The sequence below is a fragment of the Streptomyces radicis genome (assembly GCF_003626575.1).
GTDB classification, from domain to species: domain Bacteria; phylum Actinomycetota; class Actinomycetes; order Streptomycetales; family Streptomycetaceae; genus Streptomyces; species Streptomyces radicis.
Genome location: NZ_RBDY01000002.1, coordinates 272,610 through 289,910 on the forward strand (window position 1 = coordinate 272,610; position 17,301 = coordinate 289,910).

Consider the following 17,301-nt stretch of genomic DNA (forward strand, 5'->3'; position numbering starts at 1 on the left):
GTCATCCTCATACAACAGGCATTCCGAAGGAAGACGGGGGCGCACTGGTGTTCGGTGACCTCATCGGGCGGGACCATGCCGCCGGTGTGCTGCGCGCCGAGCTCGACCGGTCGACCTCGCGGCACGGCGGCCTCGTGCTCGTCGCGGGCGAGGCGGGCATCGGCAAGACCGCGCTGGTCACCGGGGCCGCGGAGGAGGCGAGGACGCGGGGCGCGCTGGTGCTCGGCGGCTCGTGCTGGGACGCCGAGAACGCCCCGGGGTACTGGCCGTGGGTGCAGGTCCTGCGCGCGCTGCGGCGCGCGGTCGGGGTGGACGAGTGGGCCGAGATCGCCGAGGCGGCGGGGCCCACGCTCGGGGTGCTGCTCGGGGCGCGGCCAGGCGAGGCGGCGCGCCCCCAGGCCGATCCCGGGCCCGCGATCGCCTCGAACCCCTCGGCCGCGGCCTCGCCCGAGGCGGCGCCCGAGGGGTTCGAGGTGTTCGACGCGGTGACCAGCGCGCTCGTGACCGCGTCGCACCGCAGGCCCCTGGTGGTGGTCTTCGAGGACCTGCACTGGGCCGACACCGCGTCGCTGCGGCTGCTCCGATTCGCCGCGCAGCACACGTGGTTCGAGCGGCTGCTGCTGCTCTGCACCTACCGCGACGCGGAGGTCGAGCCGCCCGACCACCCGCTGCACGCGTTGATGATGCCGCTGGTCGCCAAGGCGACGACGCTCGCGCTCGCGGGGCTGACGCGCGACGAGGTGGGCGCGTTGATCGCGCGCACGGTGGGCGACGCGCCGGGGCCCGCGCTGCTCGCCGAGGTGTACCGGCGCACCGGCGGGAACCCCTTCTTCGTCGAGCAGACCGCCCGCCTGTGGGCCAGCGGCGGCGGGGTCACCGCGATCCCGCCCGGCGTCGGCGACGTGGTGCGGCGGCGGCTCGCGCTCCTGCCCGCGCGCGTGATGCGGCTGCTGACCGACGCGGCGGTGCTGGGCCGCGAGTTCCACCGGCAGGTGCTGAGCGCGGTCGCCGCCGTGCCCGCGGCCGAGACCGACCGGCTGCTCGACCACGCGGTGACCGCGCGGCTCGTGGTGCAACGCGGCGGCGGGCGGTTCGCGTTCGCCCACGACCTGGTGCGCGAGACGCTCTACGCCGGGCTCGACGAGGGGGAACGGCGCCGCCGCCACGCGGCCGTCGTCACCGCGCTCGACCCGGCGGCGCTCGCCGACCGCGTGCCACCCGCCGACCTGGCGCGGCACGCGCGCCTCGCGGGCGCCGAGCTCACCCCCGCGCGCGCCGTCGACCTGCTGCGCTCGGCGGGCGAGGACGCGGTGGGGCGCATGGCGTTCGAGGAGGGAACGGCGCACTACCGCGACGCCTACGCGCTCTCGGCCGCGCTGGGCGCGCGCCGGCGCGTCCTTGTCGGCCTCGAGTACGCCCTCGAGCTGCACCACGGCCGTTCGAGCCGGGAGGCGGCGGCCGTCATGCGGGAGGCGGCCGAGGTGGCGCGGCGTCTTGACGACCCGGCGCTCCTGACGCGCGTCGCGCTGACGCTGCACCGCAGCTACGACCCCGTGCGCGCCGACGGGCTCGGGCCGCTGCGCGCCGATCTGCTGCGGGAGGCGCACGCGCGGCTCATCGGCCGGAACGCCCCCGCGGACGACGGCGAACGCGACGGCGGGCGCGGCGAGTTGGACCGGATCGCGCGCGAGCTCGCCGTGCGCATCGCGGTGCTGGCCCGGCGTGGGGAGGACGACGACGCGCTGGCGTTCAGCCTGTGGGCGCGGCACGACGCGATCTGGGGCCCCGGCACCGCGGGCGAACGCCTGGCCCTGATCGAGGAGATGATCGCCGTGGGCCGCCGCTCGGGCGACCTCGACATGGAGCACTACGCGGCGTCGCTGCGCTGGGTGACGCTGGTGGAGCTGGGCGACCCGGCGTATCTGGCGGCGCTCGGCGACTATGTGACGCTCGTGGAGGCGTCGAGGCAGCCGAGGTTCTGGATGTCGGCGTCGATCGACCAGTCGATCACCGCCGTGTTCCAGGGCAGGTTCGAGGACGGCGAAGCCCACTGGTCGCGGGCCGTGGAGATCACCGCGCTCGGCGACCCGACCGACCACTACGCGCAGTTCGCCTCGGCGCTGACCTGGCAGAAGCACCTGCTCCAGGGGCGGTTCGACGAGCTCGACGAGCCGCTCGAGGAGAGCGCGGGCGGAACGTTCCCCAACAGCCACCTCGAGCTCTTCGAGGGCGTCGCGGCGGCGCAGCGCGGGGACGTCGACGAGGTCGAACGCGTCTGGGCGACGGCGCGTTCACGGCGTTACCCCGGCTTCGTCGAGAGCGTGTGGCTGCGCTTCCAGGCGCAGGCCGCGGCCCTGTCGCGCGACCCCGAGCGGTGCGCGGCGGCCAAGGCGGCGCTCGGGCCGAGCGACGGTGAGTGGCTGGTGTCGATGTTCGGCTTCGACATCAGCGGGCCCGTCGCGCTGTGGGCCGGGCTGCTCGACGCGGCCGTCGAACGCTGGGACGCGGCCGTCGCGAGCCTGCGGGCCGCGGCGGAGTCGGCCGACGTGATGCGGTCGCGCCCCTGGGCCGCCGAGGCGCGCGCCCACCTCGCCGACGCGCTGATCGGGCGCGGCGGCCCCGGCGACGACGAGGCGGCGCTGGCGGCGCTCGACGCGGTGGAGCGCGAGGCCGCGGAGCTCGGCCTGCGCCACCTGCCCGCCAGGGTGGCGGCGTCGCGCGCCCGGCTGACCGGGGCGCCCCGAGCCCGCGCGTCCGCGGCGGAGTTCCGCTTCGACGGCTCGGTGTGGACCCTGACCTACGCGGGCCGCACGGTGCACATGCCCGACGCGAAGGGGCTGCGCGACCTGCACGAGCTGCTGGCCCACCCCGGCGGCGACATCCCGGCGGTGCGGCTGCTCGCGCCCGAGGCGGGCGCGGTCGAGCGCCTGGGCGGCGACCCGGTCCTCGACGACGAGGCGAAGGCCCGCTACCGCGCACACCTCACGGCGCTCGACGCGGAGATCGACCGCGCCACGGAACGCGGCGACGACCCACGCGCCGCCGAGCTCGACCGCGAACGGGCGGCGCTGCTCGACGAGTTGCGCACCGCGGCGGGCCTGGGCGGCCGGAGCCGACGCCTGGGCGACGAGGCCGAACGCGCCAGGAAAACGGTCACCGCCCGCATCCGCGACACCCTGCGCCGCCTGGACGACCGCCACCCCGAGCTGGCCACCCACCTCCGCGCGACGGTGACCACGGGCACGATGTGCGCGTACCGCCCGGCACCGGACGAGCAGCCGTTCACGCGGTGATCGCTGCGGCAACGCTGCGCTGGCCCGCACGTTCCACGGTGTGACGGTGATCAGCGGGACCGCGGTCCCCCGCGGCGGGTGCCCGCGCGCGGGCGTTGAGGCAACGGCGGTGCCCGCCCGGCCACGTGCCGTGAGCCGACGAGACCCCACGAGGACCGTCCGCCAACGCCGTTGAGCACCCACCCGCAGGCGGTCACGTGCCGTGGGCCAACGGCGCAACCGCCCCCCGCCACACAGCGGCACAACGTGCGCAACACCCGCCGCGCAGCGGCACGGCGGCGCGGCAGGCCCAACGCGGGACACCCGCCGCTCTCAACCGCGGGGCAACGTCGGAGCCGTCGCAGACCACCCCGCCCCGTGGCCAACGGCGACAACCGCGCACCGGCGCAGCCGCGCCGCAGGCACAACGCGGATTCCGGCCGCGCACCAGCGCACCAGCGCACAGCCGCACCGCAGGCCCAACGCGGGGCACCCGCCACGCGGCAGCACACAAGTGCGGCTCCGCCGCAAACGGCCACGCGCCGCAGGCACAGCGGCGCAGCCACAACCCGCCGCACAGCGGCACAACCGCACCACAGGCGCAACGCGGGTACCCACCGCACGACAGCACACAAGTGCGGATCCACCGCAAACGGCCACCCGCCGCAGGCACAACGGCGCAGCCACAACCCGCCGCACAGCGGCACAACCGCACCACAGGCGCAACGCGGGTACCCGCCGCGCAGCGGCACAGCCGCGCGGCAGCGCGCAGCCGGGCCGCACCCACAACGCGGGGTGCCCGCCGCACTCAGCCGCGGTACAACGTCGGAGCCGTCGCAGACGACCCCGCGTCGTGGGCCAGCAGCGCCGCCTGGACGCGGTTGGTGACCTCCAACGCCGTGAGGATCCGGCTCACATGTGCCTTCACCGTGCTCTCGCGCATGCCGAGGCTCGTCGCGATGTCGGCGTTCGTGCCGCCCCTGGCCAGCAGCGTCAGGACGTCGCGCTCGCGGGGCGTGAGGCGTTCGAGGCGGGCGCGGGCCGTGGCCGCGCCCGGGGGGTTCGTGCGGTGGTAGCGGTCGATCAGGCGGCGGGCCGCGGCCGGGTGGAGCATCGCCGAGCCCGCGGCGACGAGGTGGACGGCGCGCAGGATCTCGGCGGGGTCGGTGTCCTTCAGCAGGAACCCGTCGGCCCCCGCGGCCAGCGCGTTGTAGACGTACTCGTCCAGGTCGAACGTCGTCAGCGTGATCACCCGTGGCGCGTGCGGGAGTTCGCGCAGGCGCGCGGTGGCCGTGATGCCGTCCATGCGTGGCATGCGCACATCGACGAGCGCCACGTCGACGCGGTGGGCGGTGGCCCGCTCGATCGCGCCCAGGCCGTCGGCCGCCTGGGCCACCACCTCGATGCCGTCGTCGCCGTCGAGGAGGTCCGCGAGGCCGAGGCGGACCAGCGCGTCGTCGTCGACGATCATGGCGCGGATCACGGGGCGGATCATGCGCGCGCCCCGCTCCACCACGCGACGCGGTACCGCTCGCCCGAGCACGACTTGTCGGAGTGACAGGACTGTTCCACGGCCGGGGCGGGCGTCGGGGTCGGGGCCGGGGTCGGGGCCGGGGTCGGCGGGTGCGGGATATGGGCGGCCACGCGCCACGCGCCCGCGCCGCTCGCGCCGGCGTGCAGGTGGCCGCCGAGCGCGGCGACGCGTTCGCGCAGGCCCACCAGGCCGAACCCCGAGGGCACCGCGTCGGCCGCCCCGACGCCCGGCTCGTTGACGACCTCGACGAGCGTCGCGGGCGGCCCGTGGTCGATGCGGACGCGCACCGGCGAACCCGGCGCGTGCTTACGGGCGTTGGTCAACGCCTCCTGCACCACCCGGTAGACCGCCAACCGGTGGGCGGCCGGGGCCCGTTCGGGCGCGCCCGTCACCGTGATCGAAACCGGCTGGCCCGCGGCCCGCGCCTGCGCGACCAGCTCGTGCACGTCGCGCAGCACCGGAACGGGCGCCGCGTCGTCGGACACGGCGCCCGGCTCGCGCAGCGCGCCCAGGACGTCGCGCAGGTCGGCCAACGCCTCGGTGGACGCGGTGCGCAGCAGCGTGAGGCGTTCGACGACCGGGTCGGGCAGGGCGTCCTTCCTGGTGATCAGCACGCCCGTGTGCAGGGCGATCAGGCTCAGGCGGTGGGCGAGGACGTCGTGCATCTCCGCGGCGATCGCGGATCGTTCGGCGCTGCGCGCGGCCTCCTCGCGCAGCCGCCGCTCGGTGCGCAGGTGCTCGACGCGCGTGTTGAGGGCCTCGACGAGGCGGCGGCGGTTGCCCATCCACAGGCCGCCCACCACGGCCATCGTCAGGAGCACGCACGAGCCGTACTGCTGCGGCGCCCACAGCGAGACGTCGGGCCCCACCAGCGTGTTGGCCCCCGCCGCGGTGGCGGCGAAGCCCAGGGCGGCGGCGGCGCGGCGCTGCGCGGCGAGCTCGAACAGCACGACCAGCAGCAGCGGCAGCAGCGGCCAGCCCCAGATCCCGGCCGACACCGTGGTGAGCACGGGCGCGATCAGCCAGTGGCCGCGGCTCGTGAACAGGACGAGGCCGCACAGCAGCACGGCGGCGACGCCCGGCGTGAGGAACGCGCCGTCCACGGACGACACGGCGTGCTTCGCGGCCAGGCCCGTCAGCAGCACCACCGCGACGCGACGCCCGCGCCGACCCCACGTCGCGCTCTCTCTCCTGCCCACGCGGGCATCCTAGTACCGCGAGGACATCGCGGCCCTGGCGTGATCAGGCTCACCGAACCGCTCCTCGGCGCGAATCAGCAGCGCGGGTCAGCCGCGCGGATCGGCCGCCAACGGTCGGGCCGTTGGTCGGCGTCGGCGCCCCGACGATCCGCGGGGGCCACCCCCTACTTTCGTCGGTGAACGCCGCGGCGGAACGGCGGATCCGCAGGTGGGGGGCGGATTCCTAGCGTCGGGACCATGGATGAACGCACCACCCCCGGCGCCAGAACCCCCCGCGCCAGGACCCCCCGCGCCCGGCGCCCCGCGGCCGCGAGCTGGATGTTCCTGCGCGAAGCGGTCCGTGACATGCGCACCACGGGCGCGATAGCCCCCAGCGGGCGCGCGCTGGCCCGCGCGCTGACGGCGCCGGTGCGGGCGGCGGCGGGGCGCCCGTTGAACGTCCTGGAGGCGGGCGCGGGAACGGGCGCGGTCACCCGGGCGCTGATACCCCAGCTCCCCGCGGGCAGCCGCCTCGACGTGGTCGAGGCCAACCCCAGGTTCGCCGACCGGCTGCGGGAGATGACCGCGGGCGCCGAACGGGTGTGCGTGCACCGGACGTTCGTCGAGCACCTGGACACGGGGCGCCGCTACGACGTGATCGTGTCGGGGCTGCCGTTCGCCAACTTCCCTCCGCACCAGGTCGAGGCGATCATGAGCCGCTATCTGGATCTGCTGCGCCCCGGCGGCGCGTTGACCTACTTCGCCTACCGCGGCACGCGCCGCGCCCGCGCCCTGTTCGCGTCGCGCGCCGAGGCGCTGCGGCACCACTCGGCCGAGCAGGTCCTCGCGGACTACCGCGGCCACTACGCGGCGACCAGCGGCACGGTGTGGGCGAACCTCCCCCCGGCGCGCGTCTGGCACCTCACGCGGCCCGCCGGTGGCCCCGCCGAGGCGGGGACCACCGCCCGAGAGGCACGTGATCACTTCCTGTTGTAGAGGCGCATCGTCAGCGTGCCGAACACCGCTATCAGCCCGGCGCCCGCGATGAGCACCCAGCCGATCTCGCCCGCGTCGGCGTCGCCCGCCATCAGGCCGCGCGCGGCCTCGGTCAGGATGGCGACGGGGTTGACGTCCACGAACGCCTGGAGCCAGCCGGGCATCGTGTCGGGCTCGACCAGGATGTTGGACATGAACGTCATCGGCATGAGCACGAGCATGCTGACGCCCATCACCGACTTCTCCGACCGCATCAGCAGCCCGAACATCGTCCAGATCCAGGAGAACGCGAACGAGAACGCCACGAGCAGCGCGATCGCCGCGACCACGCCGAGCACCCCGCCGTCGGGCCGGTAGCCCAGGATCAGGCCGACGACCAGGATCACCACGGACGCCATGGTGTAGCGGAACATGTCGCCGAGCAGGTATCCGACCATCGCCGAAGGCCGCCACACCGGCAGCGTCCTGAAGCGGTCGAAGACGCCCTTGGCGATGTCGGTGTTGACCGAGACGCCGGTGTACATCGTGGTCATCACGACGCTCATCACCATGATGCCCGGCAGCAGGAACTGGAGGTACTCGCTCGTCGAGCCCGCGAGCGCGCCGCCGAACAGGTAGGTGAACATCAGCGTCATCATGATCGGGAAGACGGTGACGTCGAAGAGCTGCTCGGGCACGTGCTTGATCTTGAGCATCGCGCGCCAGCCGAAGGTGACCGACGCGGACAACGCGGTGGGCCGCGGCGGGCGTTCGGACGTGGAGAGCACCGCCTCCAGGGTCTCGGTGGCCGGGACGTAGACGTCGTCCTCGTCCGACCGCTCGTCGGTGACGGCCTCCGTGTTGGTCGCCGTGCTCATGCCGTGGCCTCCTGCTTCCGCTTCGCCGTGCCGTCGGTGGTGCCGTTCGTGGTGCCGTTCGTGCCGTTCGTGCCGCTCTTGTCCCCGGCCTCGCCAGGCCGGTTGCGCTTGTCGCCGGTGAGGGCGAGGAAGACCTCGTCGAGGCTGGGCTGCCCGAGCGAGAAGTCGTCCACCGTGATGCCGCTGGCCGCCAACTCCCCCAGCGCGTGGGCGGCGCGCTCGGCGGGGCCGCCCGCCGCGCCGTCGACCATGACGCGCGCGGTCAGGGCGACGGGGTCGTGGTCAAGCGTCACGGAGGTCTGGAGAACGCGGGCCAGCACGCCCTGGGCCTCCGCGCGCCGGTCGGCGTCGCGCAGCCTGACGTGGATCGAGCCCGAGCCGACCGAGGACTTGAGCTGCCCCGGGGTGCCCTCGGCGATCACCTTGCCGTTGTCGATGACCGCGATCCGCCCCGCCAACTGGTCGGCCTCGTCGAGGTACTGGGTGGTGAGCAGGACCGTGGTGCCCTGGGCGACGACGGCGCGCACGATGTCCCACACCTGGTTCCTGCTGCGGGGGTCGAGGCCCGTGGTGGGCTCGTCGAGGAACAGCAGGTCGGGGGTGTTGAGGATGCTGGCGGCGATGTCGAGGCGGCGCCGCATGCCACCCGAGTAGTTCTTCGCCTGCTTGTCGGCGGCCTCGGTGAGCCCGAACGCCTCCAGCAGGCGCGCGGCCCGCTCGCGCGCGGCGGGCTTGCGGTAGCCCAGCAGCCTGGCGAGCAGAACCAGGTTCTCCGTGCCGGTCAAGTCCTCGTCCACCGAGGCGTACTGGCCGGTCAGCGACACGCGGGCGCGCACCGCGGCCGCCTCCTTCACCACGTCGTGCCCGAAGACGCGCGCCTCGCCGCCGTCGGGGCGGAGGAGGGTCGCGAGCATCCGGACGGCGGTGGTCTTGCCCGCGCCGTTGGGCCCGAGGACGCCGTAGACCGTCCCGGCGGGGACCGTGAGGTCGATGCCGTCCACCGCGCGCTTCTCGCCGAAAACCTTGACGAGCCCCGTCGTTTCGATCGCGGGCCCGCCCGTGCGTTCACTCATCTCGATCCTCTGCTGTGTGATGTCCGTCCGCTCGGTTCACCGGGTGGACCGGGCGGGACGCGAAAACTCATCGGTCCGCACACTAGTGCGATTTACTCGCCGGGTCACATCAGGTCACATAGGGCCGCCGGGCGCGCGCCTCCCGCAACGCCATTCCCCACCAGACGAGTTGATCAAGGAGCGCGGTGGCGGCCCTGGCCTGTGACTCGGTGCGGCGTTCGGCGTCGACGAGCAGGTCGATGCCCACCACGTCGCGCACGGTCACGGTGTGCAGCTCGGCGAAGACGCCGCGCAACGCCTCGACCGCGCAGGTGCCGTAGGAGTGCAGGCCGTAGGAGACGAAGCCGACGGGCTTGGCGTGCCACTCGTCGTAGGCCGCGTCGATGGCCTGCTTGAGGGAGGCGGGAAAGCTGCGGTTGTACTCGGGCGTGACGACGACGAACGCCTCGGCCCGCTCCACGGCGGCGGCGAAGCGGCGCATGGCGGGCGTCGGCTCGTCGGGGTACCGGGCCGGGAACGCGAAGTCCACCAGGTCGAGCACCGCGACCTCGACGTCGTCGCGCCGGCGCGCGTGCGCGGTGAACCACTGCCCGATCGCGCCCCCGGCGCGCCCCTGCCGGGTCGAGCCGATGATCACGGCGACGCGCAGGCCGTTGACCATGCCGTTCACCTCCCTCACAGGGGAGGCGCGAGACGGCGACGCGCGTCCGCGAGATCGAATCTCGCGGGACCCTCGTCGCCGACGCCGCATTGGCCACCTGGTGCACCAACGCTTTTCCAGGAGGTCCGGGAGCGGGCCACACCGCAGGAGGAGGACAAGCCGGTCCAGCCAGAGGCTCCTCCACACGAGTGCAGGTGGGTGGCGCAGCTGCCGCCCCACAGCCCCGGGGAGACCGGCGGAACTGCGCTGCCAGCGTGCCGATGCGGGGGCCCGGCGAAAAGCGATCTGTCGGTTCCGCGCGCTCTTGCGGATATACGCCCGTTCGGAGAAGAGTTGTCAGGAGTGACCGCTCTGTGACGACCGTCCTCACGTCAGCTGAGCTCGAAGGGAGGTTACGCATGGAAGACGAACTGTTGGTTGCCGTCACGGCCCTGGACAGGGTTCACGACCGGTTCGACAGCAGCATGTCCGATCCACCGACCGATGCGACGGGTGATACCCCGTGGCCGGAAGGTGACACGTTCGGGGACCCCGCCTAACAGCACGCCCCGCGGCCGGGACTCGGTGCCTGTCGGGCTTCGCTCACTCTCCGAGAAGGCGAACTGAACGGGGCCAACGGCCGCAGTAGGGCAGTGGGGCCGGGCATACCGCGGCCCTCTGCCCGCACTCCCTCAACGGACTTCGCGAGAGGACCAGCAGCGATGGACCACAGGGTGGTCACCGACATAGAAAGTGCGCTCGGGTGGGGTGGTCCCAACCAGCTCGGCAAGCGGTTTGCCCGGGGCAGTCTTCCCGACCCCGGGCTGATGGAGCGGGTTCTCACGCCCGTTCGCCTCTTAGATCTCGTGATGCGTCGGAGCCTGGCGAACCCGCAGGTGCGATGCTTTCGCAAGGGCACGGAACTGCACCCTGACGCATACCTGAGTCAGGAGGTGACGGCCCGAGGGCAGGGCATTCGCACGGTGAACATGCGCCGTCTACGGGGTCACCTTCGCGACGGGGCAACGCTGATCCTGGACAAGGCACACGTCTTCGACCCCACGCTGGAAGTGGTCTGCCGAGCGATTCAGTGGTGGTCCGGCGAACGGATTTCGATCAACGTCTATCTCACCACGAATGGGGACCACGGTTTCGGTCTGCATTGGGACGACCACAACGTCATCGCGGTCCAACTCTCGGGCGAAAAGGAGTGGGAGGTACGGGGCGCCTCACGAGCTGCGCCGATGTTCCGCGACGCCGCCCGCAATGACGAGCCGAGCCAAGACGTCATCTGGAATGGGACGATGAAACCAGGCGACGTAATACACATCCCGCGCGGCTACTGGCACAAGGCCAGCCGTAGTGGCCGGGACTCAGGACACAGCCTCCATATGATCTTCGGATTCACCAACCCAAGCGGTGTGGGTTGGCTTTCATGGCTGGCCGACTGGTCCCGGGAAGTCGAACTCTTCCGTCGTGACCTGGACACGTCGGCCGATCCTGAGCGGCAAGAGGCCCAGCGCAACAAGCTGGTGGACGCCGCCGCCCAACTCATCGAATCGCGCGGCCCGGCCGACTTCCTTGCCGCGCGCAAGAAGGATGTTGCGCCCTCCCGACACGTGCCGTTCGTGGATCTCTTCGGGCCACTGGAAAACGTCGTGTGCGTTACGGAGTTCCCTCCCCAGATCATCGAACGGGGGAGCACCGTGAAAGTCGTCGGAGCCGGTAAGGAACTGACCCTCGCGGCCAAGGCACTTCCCGCGTTGCGGCTCCTTCTGAGCGGCCGCCCGGTCAATCTGTCCCAAGCGGCCGGTTTGGTCGGCAATGTGGTCAACCGGGTAGCGGAGATCCTGACGGAGGAAGAATTGTGCGCGAGCCTCACTCCCGAATTGTCCTCGGGCTACACCGGTCTCGTTACCAGCGACATTCACTGAATGCCGCGCTGGACATGGGCATACGGGCGATCGACACAGCGTTCAACTACCACGGTTTCGCCGCTCACCAGACGTTGGCGAGCTTCGGTGACCTGTTGGCCCCTTTCAGCGTGTCCACCAAGGTCGGTTACTTCCCTGGGGCGGCGGGCGCTGTTCACTCCCTCGACCCCGGCCGACTTCGCTACGCACTGGAGAAGACGAACCGAGACCTCGGGCGAACGCCTGACCTCGTCTTCCTGCACAACCCGGAACAGTCGGTCTCAGGGCTTCCCCCGGAAGAGGCGCGAGACTGTCTGACGCTCGCCTGCGGGGTGCTGGCGAACGCTGCCAGGGAAGGGCTCTGCGGCGCTTGGGGGATCGCTTCGTGGCGTCCGGGTCCGCTCGTGTGCCTTGTTGACGGCGACACCCCGAGACCTGACGTACTCATGGTCCGTTCGGGGTTGCTGGTCGCCATTGACACCCTGGACGCCTCCGAATCCCTGGCCGCGCGGTGGCACCTACCCGCCGCTGCGGTCTGGGGCATGAGCCCCTTCGGGGGCAGGGCCACAGACTCGATATGGGAAGAGATCAACCCCAAGGTCTTTCTCCGTGGGGATTCCGCCCGTGTCTGTTCGCGACTCCAGGCAGCATTCCGAGCGGCGTACTACCTGCCCCGCGTCAGTTCCGTAGCGGTGGGTTCCGATGATCCCGGGCACCTCAGGGAGCTGCTGGACTCCCTTGGCGCCGAGGTGAATGAAAGCACCGTGGCGAGATACCGAGATCTGCTGAGGCGTCAGCGCGGAGACTCCAACTCCTCAAGCAGCCGAAGCGCTTCCATTCGAACTGCTGCCCCTTCATCGACATAGGGAACGAGCTTGGAGCAGTAGAACAACGACATGAGTTTGCCGGTTCGGCTCCCAAGATCGCCCCGCCTTTCGTGCCGCACTCGCTCGGCCACTTCCGGGACATCGAGGGAGCTGACCCACAACTTGGCTGAGTCCAACCCTCGCGGAGCCATCCCCCAGTCTTCCCAGTCCAACAGGTAACACTCCGGCGTGGTCAGGTTGGCCCAGCTCAGGTCAGCGTGTGCGGTTGCCCACTCGTCCAAGCTGATATCGATCCCGGCCTCGGGAAACGCCTTCTGAATGACCTCGGCCACCACTTCCCGAGAAATGGTCACGGTGTCCGGTGTCGCCACGCGGGTGGTCGTTTGCGCGGCCAGAGCATCGAGGGATTCGGTCAGCGTCGCCCACCACGCGTCAGGCAGCTCCGCCCTGTCAGTGGGCTTCATGGGCTCGGCAGTGACCAGCTGTGTTTCATCGGCCCGCCACATCGAACCGTCGTCCGGGTCACTCCAAGCCAGACCCGCGAACCATTCCGGCATCGCAACGCCCTGGAGCACCGCCGCGCACTCGACACCGTTCCATCCTTGTCCGTCGATCCGTTCCCGTGCCCGCCGTTCGATCCGCACCCAAGTGCCTCGATCTGTCCGGGCCCCGATCGACCGCCGTTTACGCACCTCGGTACTTCTGTCCAACTGCACCCCGAGAGACCGTTCAACACGGCCCAACACTGCATCAACAGACTCCGTGCGCAAGTCAACGGTCACGGCAGCGGACGCGGGCATACCGACTCCTCGGAATCGCTGTTGGCGCTACCAGTATGGAGGAGACCGACCACGCCGCGTGCACACTCCCCGGTCGATGGAGAGACTTCCCGTAGTCGTTCGATTGCTTGGCGCGGTTGCCTGTCGTCTCCAAGGCAACCAGCGTCGTCCAGCGTCCAGAAAGCCCGTGTCCACGCTCTGCGGGCACCCGACCAGCGCCCTCGTGATCAACGGTGAAGCGCGGCGCGCGGGCGCCGGGCCGCACTCCGCCTTCCCGTCGCCGACCCCTTGGTAGTGTCCGACCCGTCCGTCACGCCAGCCGCGGAAACTCTCTTCTGACGGCCGGTGCCCCACCCCCATCGCGGATCGGTGAGCACATGGACTCGGCGACCTGGACCACGATCGCGCGCCTCGTGGAATGGCTCGACGCCCACAACACCAACTCCCCGGAGCTGACACGTCTGTTGCGCGTGCTGAAGATCCAGGAGGAGGCGGGGGAGGTCGCCGAGGCCATTCACGGCGCCATGGGCTCGAATCCGCGGAAGGGCGCCAGCCACACCTGGGGCGATGTGGAGAAGGAGCTGTGCGACGTCATCCTCGCGAGCATGGTGTCGCTGGCGACCATCAACCCGGACGCGCGGAAGGTTTTCGAGTACCACCTCAACCGCGTCGCCGAGCGTTCCCTTGACGCGGCGGGGCCGACGGCGATCGTGTGAACCCGCGCGTCAGCTTTCGACGGTGCAGCGGGTGAGCTCGATGACCAGCTGGGCGGCAAGGAACCACCTCGCGTCCGGGTGGCCGTAGGGGAGGTGATGGTCCTCCGGGTGCGGGACGATGCCGTCGCTGTCCGGGTCGGGGGTGAAGAACCCCCCGAACACCCCCCACGTGCGCGGCTTGCGCGAGCGGATCAGCAACGGATCGGTCAGATGCGGACAGTGCCGAACCGCCAGCGCCGCACACGGACGACACACCGGCGGCTTCGTCGACAGCAGCCCCTCCACGTCCCCGAAGTCCGCGACCTCGGCGCGCTGCACCAGGAACAGCCACCCCCGCGACGTCCGGTCGGCCGGACCACCGCACACCTGACACAGCCGCTCCAGCATCGTCCGCCGCTGACGGGCCGGGTGCAGCGCCCTGAAGTCCGGCCTCCCCGCACCGGGTTCGGCGTCCATCCGCGTCCACAGCACCCCATGCCGGTCGCGGTCACCCGGCACCTCGTCGCGATATCCCAGCCCGTTCCCGCCGGGCCGCACGGCCAACGCCACGGCCACGCGGGTGCTTTCACCCGTCCACGCGGCGGCGTACGGCACGGGCAGGGCCTTCGGCCCCCAAGTGATCGTCTCGGTCATGATGTGAGCCGGTGAACCTTCCCTGTCAGCTTCCCTGTCGGCCTCTCCATGACCGAGCACACCTCGCCCAGCCGGGCGGGACGCAGATCGGTCAGCCAGTGCGACCACTCACGGTCAGGACCGGCAACCGCCCGCAACCGCACCGCGTGCGCGCTCTCCCGCCGCGCCACCGCCCCCACCACGTCGGCGGCCGGGCTGTAGAGCAACGTCCCCGGATCCGGCTCGTACACCAGCGCCGCCAGCCGGTCCGCGACGAACGCCGCGACCTCCACCGGCAGATCCAGCGTCACGCTCACCCGCCCCTCCGTCGTCTCCATCACCTGCACCCGATGCGCCGGAAGCGCCCGCGCGGCCAGATGGTCACGCAACCGGTCACGATGCAGCAACGCCCGGTCAACGGGCGACGGCTCAGCCGCGAACACGATCATCGCCACTCGGCCCTCCGACCAACGCCCGGGTGAGCGCCCGCGCCGTCTCGGGCCTGATCCGGCCCAACTCGACAAGCGGCGCATCGGGCACACACGCATGAAGTCGCAGAATGGGAAACGCGATTCCGCTGGCCTCCAACGCAGCCCTCAATTCGCGCATCGCGCTTTCCGCGTCCTGCCGGGGCGAGTTCGTCAAGGGAACCTCCTCGAGTCGCTTGTCGCGGGGCCCCAAGGGAAGCAGATTGAAAGGGCGTTGAGGTGGGGAGAACCAGCGTGGTTCAACGTGTCACCAGGGAGTGGGAGCGAACAGAATGGCGAATCTCCAGGTCACCGGGCCCGACAGGGAGTCACCGAGCGAGGGGTTGAATGATCTCGAATACCTGGGCGGCGAGGTGCGCGTGGCCCGCGAGGGCCGCAAGCTGTCGCAGGTGCAGCTCGGGAAGGCAACGGGCTACTCGAAGTCGTATGTCTGCAAGGTTGAGGGGGGTGTGATCATCCCCTCCGTCGAATTCGCACGGAAATGCGATGTGGTATTCGGAACACCAGGCATGTTCGAACGCCTACGCCAACGCATCGTGGAACGCGGCCACCCCAGCTGGTTCGCGCCCTACGCCAAGATGGAGGGCAGCGCGGTCGAGATGCTGATCTACTCGCTCAACGTCATCCCCGGGCTGCTACAGACCGAGTCCTACGCCGAAGCGATCTTTCGGGTCGACGACCCGCAGCCCGGCGCCGAGGAAGTCCGGCAGAGAGTCGCCAAGCGGATGGCGCGGAAGACGATCCTGACCCGGGACGTACCCCCCATGCTCTGGGTCGTACTGCACGAATCGGCGCTGCGCACCGTCATCGGAGACGCCGCTGTCATGCGGGACCAGATGGCGCGGTTGGCTGAGGCCGCCCGGACGCCTCGTGTGACCCTTCAGATCCTGCCGTTCGGGGCAGGTTGCCTCCCCGCCATCGTGCCGTTTACTGCCTTGCGGTTTCGGGACGGCGGGACCACGCTCTACTCGGACACCATCGCAGGTGGACAGATGAGCGACTCACCTCAACAAGTAACCTATGCATCAAGGGCCTTCGACCGGCTGCGCATGGAGTCGCTTGGTACCGGTGAGTCTCTGAGGCTCGTGGAAAAGATCGAGAGGGAGTATCGAGATGCAGCGGGGAGCAACTGAAAGCCGTTGGCGCACCTCCTCCTACAGCAGCCCGCAGGGCGGCGACTGTGTGGAGGTCCGCGACGGGGTACCCGGCGCCGTACCGGTCCGGGACACGAAGCAGCGCGGCACGGGGCCGGTGATCACGATCGGCCACGACGCGTGGCGGGCGTTCATCGACATGGCCAAGGACTGACCGACCCTGCGGCGGCTACGACGCCTGGCCTACGTGGCCCGCCGCACCCCGACGTTCCGTCTCGTACGAATGCACGTAAGAGGCACCTACGGGAGGGAGGGTGGTGGGTGGCGGTCGTCGCGGTCACCGGTCGGTCTGTGGGTGGCGGGGGCCGTTCGCCGAACGGGCGCAGCCGCGAAGGATAGTTGGCGGCCGATCTGCCGGTGGTCGGTTGCGGTGGCGCGCACCCTTCGGGCCTGCCCTGGCCGCACGTGGCGTTTTCATTCCTCGCGCCCGTTGAGCTCAGGTAGCGGGCCGTGCTTATCCGCCCCTTACGCCGGGGCACATGCCCTTTTGAAACGGCGCACGTTCTGTTCAACACAAAGCGTGCCCCGTTTCAGAAGAGCACCCGTCCTCGCGTAAGCGGGACATAAACCCCGACGGGCGGAGCTGCGGTCTTGCGCCCCGCGAACACCCGGACCACGCTCGGACGGAGAGACGGAGAGATCGCGATGCGGCGAGAAGCAACTGACAGCGGTTGGCGCACGTCTTCCTACAGCACTGCCCAGGGCGGCGAATGCGTCGAGGTCCGCGACGGCGTGCCCGACGCCATACCGGTCCGGGACACGAAGCAGCGCGGCACGGGGCCGGTGATCACGATCGGCCACAACGCGTGGCGCGCGTTCATCGACATGACCAAGAACTGACTCTGCGGCGGCCGATGTGCGGCGATCGGCTGAGGTGACGCACACCCTTCGGGCCTGCCCTGGCCGCACGTGGCGACGCACCCGGCAGAGCGCGGGCCACGTAGGCCAGGCGTCGTAGCCGCCCCACCCACACAGGCGCGCGGTCACGACGTCATGTGGCCGAGGGTCCACAGCGAGTGCCAGAGCGCCGAAGGTTGGCATCCTCGCTCGGGACACGACCAACGGGCAGATTGGTGCCCTGGTAACAGACTGGCCGGTGGGTCGGAAGTGACGGGCTTCCCAGGCCCGCAGAGCTCGGTAAGCACGGAACGTCGGTCAACACCTATCCAGCCACCCAGGTTGGGAAAGACGGCAAGATGGACGCCGACACTGGGCATGATGCCGAGCAGGACGAAGGGCAGCCGTAACAGATGAACAGGCGC

Annotated in this window: 17 protein-coding genes and 1 pseudogene; 10 read left to right on the forward strand and 8 right to left on the reverse strand. The window is 71.0% G+C overall.

Translation table 11 applies throughout. From position 1 onward, the window contains the following. Positions 1-47: 47 nt before the first annotated feature. The gene (locus D7318_RS04150; RefSeq protein WP_120695455.1) at positions 48-3,293 is read left to right on the forward strand and encodes an ATP-binding protein; all 3,246 of its coding nucleotides are present in this window, start codon (positions 48-50) and stop codon (positions 3,291-3,293) included. A gap of 787 nt (positions 3,294-4,080) precedes the next feature. On the opposite strand, the gene D7318_RS04155 is transcribed toward D7318_RS04150, so the two are convergent. Both D7318_RS04155 and D7318_RS04160 read right to left on the reverse strand, forming a co-directional pair. Then, positions 4,081-4,755 carry a response regulator gene (locus tag D7318_RS04155; protein WP_120695708.1) on the reverse strand — a complete coding sequence of 225 codons (675 nt, stop codon included), beginning with the start codon at positions 4,753-4,755 and terminating at the stop codon, positions 4,081-4,083. Positions 4,756-4,763: 8 nt separating this feature from the next. Next, positions 4,764-6,005, reverse strand: a complete 1,242-nt coding sequence (locus tag D7318_RS04160) for a sensor histidine kinase (RefSeq protein WP_408055440.1) — start codon at positions 6,003-6,005, stop codon at positions 4,764-4,766. A 237-nt stretch (positions 6,006-6,242) separates the two neighbouring features. Between D7318_RS04160 and D7318_RS04165 the strand changes: the two genes are divergently transcribed. Continuing rightward, entirely contained in the window at positions 6,243-6,980 is a 738-nt protein-coding gene (locus D7318_RS04165) for a class I SAM-dependent methyltransferase (RefSeq protein ID WP_120695457.1), read from the forward strand. On the opposite strand, the gene D7318_RS04170 is transcribed toward D7318_RS04165, so the two are convergent. From D7318_RS04170 to D7318_RS04180, 3 genes are all read right to left on the reverse strand, one after another. Then, the gene (locus D7318_RS04170) at positions 6,965-7,837 is read right to left on the reverse strand and encodes an ABC transporter permease (protein ID WP_120695458.1); all 873 of its coding nucleotides are present in this window, start codon (positions 7,835-7,837) and stop codon (positions 6,965-6,967) included. The genes D7318_RS04165 and D7318_RS04170 overlap by 16 nt on opposite strands. Continuing rightward, the gene (locus D7318_RS04175) at positions 7,834-8,910 is read right to left on the reverse strand and encodes an ATP-binding cassette domain-containing protein (protein WP_120695459.1); all 1,077 of its coding nucleotides are present in this window, start codon (positions 8,908-8,910) and stop codon (positions 7,834-7,836) included. Before D7318_RS04175 ends, D7318_RS04170 begins: the two co-directional genes overlap by 4 nt. Before the next feature lie 109 nt (positions 8,911-9,019). Next, positions 9,020-9,571 (reverse strand): NADPH-dependent FMN reductase, encoded by a 552-nt coding sequence (locus tag D7318_RS04180; protein WP_120695460.1) that lies wholly within the window; start codon positions 9,569-9,571, stop codon positions 9,020-9,022. Positions 9,572-9,969: 398 nt separating this feature from the next. Here D7318_RS04180 and D7318_RS32625 point away from each other — a divergent pair, with 398 nt between their 5' ends. From D7318_RS32625 to D7318_RS04195, 3 genes are all read left to right on the forward strand, one after another. Next, the gene (locus D7318_RS32625; RefSeq protein ID WP_183091294.1) at positions 9,970-10,110 is read left to right on the forward strand and encodes a hypothetical protein; all 141 of its coding nucleotides are present in this window, start codon (positions 9,970-9,972) and stop codon (positions 10,108-10,110) included. Between the two features lie 162 nt (positions 10,111-10,272). Then, entirely contained in the window at positions 10,273-11,484 is a 1,212-nt protein-coding gene (locus D7318_RS04190) for a JmjC domain-containing protein (RefSeq protein WP_120695462.1), read from the forward strand. Between the two features lie 14 nt (positions 11,485-11,498). Further along, entirely contained in the window at positions 11,499-12,329 is an 831-nt protein-coding gene (locus tag D7318_RS04195; protein WP_329604553.1) for an aldo/keto reductase, read from the forward strand. Here D7318_RS04195 and D7318_RS04200 read toward each other — a convergent pair. Further along, positions 12,257-13,090: a hypothetical protein gene (locus D7318_RS04200; RefSeq protein WP_120695464.1), complete on the reverse strand. Its 834-nt coding sequence runs from the start codon at positions 13,088-13,090 to the stop codon at positions 12,257-12,259. The two genes, D7318_RS04195 and D7318_RS04200, sit on opposite strands and share 73 nt — an antisense overlap. 356 nt (positions 13,091-13,446) lie before the next feature. Here D7318_RS04200 and D7318_RS04205 point away from each other — a divergent pair, with 356 nt between their 5' ends. Then, positions 13,447-13,785, forward strand: a complete 339-nt coding sequence (locus tag D7318_RS04205; protein WP_120695465.1) for a MazG-like family protein — start codon at positions 13,447-13,449, stop codon at positions 13,783-13,785. A gap of 9 nt (positions 13,786-13,794) precedes the next feature. On the opposite strand, the gene D7318_RS04210 is transcribed toward D7318_RS04205, so the two are convergent. Both D7318_RS04210 and D7318_RS04215 read right to left on the reverse strand, forming a co-directional pair. Then, positions 13,795-14,418 carry a hypothetical protein gene (locus tag D7318_RS04210; protein WP_230423336.1) on the reverse strand — a complete coding sequence of 208 codons (624 nt, stop codon included), beginning with the start codon at positions 14,416-14,418 and terminating at the stop codon, positions 13,795-13,797. Next, positions 14,415-14,852 carry a hypothetical protein gene (locus D7318_RS04215; protein WP_147437616.1) on the reverse strand — a complete coding sequence of 146 codons (438 nt, stop codon included), beginning with the start codon at positions 14,850-14,852 and terminating at the stop codon, positions 14,415-14,417. The genes D7318_RS04210 and D7318_RS04215 overlap by 4 nt, the downstream gene beginning before the upstream one ends. 305 nt (positions 14,853-15,157) lie before the next feature. Between D7318_RS04215 and D7318_RS04225 the strand changes: the two genes are divergently transcribed. The 4 genes and pseudogenes from D7318_RS04225 to tgmA form a co-directional block, all read left to right on the forward strand. Next, complete coding sequence (locus D7318_RS04225; RefSeq protein ID WP_120695467.1) at positions 15,158-16,018, forward strand: helix-turn-helix domain-containing protein; 861 nt, start codon at positions 15,158-15,160, stop codon at positions 16,016-16,018. Next, positions 15,999-16,193 carry a DUF397 domain-containing protein gene (locus D7318_RS04230; protein ID WP_120695468.1) on the forward strand — a complete coding sequence of 65 codons (195 nt, stop codon included), beginning with the start codon at positions 15,999-16,001 and terminating at the stop codon, positions 16,191-16,193. Before D7318_RS04225 ends, D7318_RS04230 begins: the two co-directional genes overlap by 20 nt. A 491-nt stretch (positions 16,194-16,684) precedes the next feature. Then, positions 16,685-16,879 (forward strand): DUF397 domain-containing protein, encoded by a 195-nt coding sequence (locus D7318_RS04235; protein ID WP_183091293.1) that lies wholly within the window; start codon positions 16,685-16,687, stop codon positions 16,877-16,879. A gap of 257 nt (positions 16,880-17,136) precedes the next feature. Beyond that, a pseudogene (gene tgmA, locus D7318_RS33675) lies at positions 17,137-17,286 on the forward strand (putative ATP-grasp-modified RiPP); the annotation flags it as partial. Positions 17,287-17,301 lie beyond the last annotated feature (15 nt).

Excerpts from the sequence above, each read along its gene's own strand:
- D7318_RS04165 (WP_120695457.1), top strand. The coding sequence starts at position 6,243 with ATGGATGAACGCACCACCCCCGGCGCCAGAACCCCCCGCGCCAGGACC.
- D7318_RS04170 (WP_120695458.1), bottom strand. The coding sequence starts at position 7,837 with ATGAGCACGGCGACCAACACGGAGGCCGTCACCGACGAGCGGTCGGAC.
- D7318_RS04175 (WP_120695459.1), bottom strand. The coding sequence starts at position 8,910 with ATGAGTGAACGCACGGGCGGGCCCGCGATCGAAACGACGGGGCTCGTC.
- D7318_RS04180 (WP_120695460.1), bottom strand. The coding sequence starts at position 9,571 with ATGGTCAACGGCCTGCGCGTCGCCGTGATCATCGGCTCGACCCGGCAG.
- D7318_RS32625 (WP_183091294.1), top strand. The coding sequence starts at position 9,970 with ATGGAAGACGAACTGTTGGTTGCCGTCACGGCCCTGGACAGGGTTCAC.
- D7318_RS04190 (WP_120695462.1), top strand. The coding sequence starts at position 10,273 with ATGGACCACAGGGTGGTCACCGACATAGAAAGTGCGCTCGGGTGGGGT.
- D7318_RS04195 (WP_329604553.1), top strand. The coding sequence starts at position 11,499 with ATGGGCATACGGGCGATCGACACAGCGTTCAACTACCACGGTTTCGCC.
- D7318_RS04200 (WP_120695464.1), bottom strand. The coding sequence starts at position 13,090 with ATGCCCGCGTCCGCTGCCGTGACCGTTGACTTGCGCACGGAGTCTGTT.
- D7318_RS04205 (WP_120695465.1), top strand. The coding sequence starts at position 13,447 with ATGGACTCGGCGACCTGGACCACGATCGCGCGCCTCGTGGAATGGCTC.
- D7318_RS04210 (WP_230423336.1), bottom strand. The coding sequence starts at position 14,418 with ATGACCGAGACGATCACTTGGGGGCCGAAGGCCCTGCCCGTGCCGTAC.
- D7318_RS04225 (WP_120695467.1), top strand. The coding sequence starts at position 15,158 with ATGGCGAATCTCCAGGTCACCGGGCCCGACAGGGAGTCACCGAGCGAG.
- D7318_RS04230 (WP_120695468.1), top strand. The coding sequence starts at position 15,999 with ATGCAGCGGGGAGCAACTGAAAGCCGTTGGCGCACCTCCTCCTACAGC.
- D7318_RS04235 (WP_183091293.1), top strand. The coding sequence starts at position 16,685 with ATGCGGCGAGAAGCAACTGACAGCGGTTGGCGCACGTCTTCCTACAGC.